Origin of the sequence: Parendozoicomonas verongulae (assembly GCF_009711465.1) — a bacterium.
In the GTDB taxonomy this organism is placed as follows: domain Bacteria; phylum Pseudomonadota; class Gammaproteobacteria; order Pseudomonadales; family Endozoicomonadaceae; genus Sansalvadorimonas; species Sansalvadorimonas verongulae.
In genome coordinates this window covers 1-420 of record NZ_SMME01000251.1, presented here as the reverse complement: position 1 = coordinate 420, position 420 = coordinate 1, and the positions used below count along the sequence as shown (strand labels likewise).

General features: G+C 56.4%; 1 protein-coding gene. It reads right to left on the bottom strand.

What is annotated here, in order from left to right:
* A partial coding sequence (locus E1189_RS24335) for a hypothetical protein (RefSeq protein ID WP_155158171.1) occupies positions 1-398 on the bottom strand: 398 nt, incomplete at its 3' end.
* Between the last annotated feature and the right edge of the window lie 22 nt (positions 399-420).

The window sequence follows — 420 nt, the reverse complement described above, 5'->3', positions numbered from 1 at the left end:
CCTGAAACGCAGCTGACATGGATGCCAGGGCCGAAATCGTGCGTGGATACATTCTGAGATGCGTCCGGCACCTCTCTTCTGAATCTTTGATGTCCCAGTTCCTCGCCAGAAGAGTCCTGGCACGCAAGGTTGCCGATAGCTGAACCCTCCGAAGGCACTCTGAACAGAACCGGCTTTCCCTGATTCATGTGAAGCTGATAGGGCTGATCCCGATTTCCCGCCTCCATAATCACCATACCTTCAGCGACTGTACCGGCCTCATCAAGCTGATAGAGCTGGACCTGGGCGACTTCTGATTCCGGATCCCGTTTTCGCACAGCAATATGGAAGCTCTCGCCATCGACCAAGGCGGAAACGAGCTCGCCATCTGACAGGTCGACAGCCGAGAGATCCACCACCCGGACGGACGCTCTGGACGCA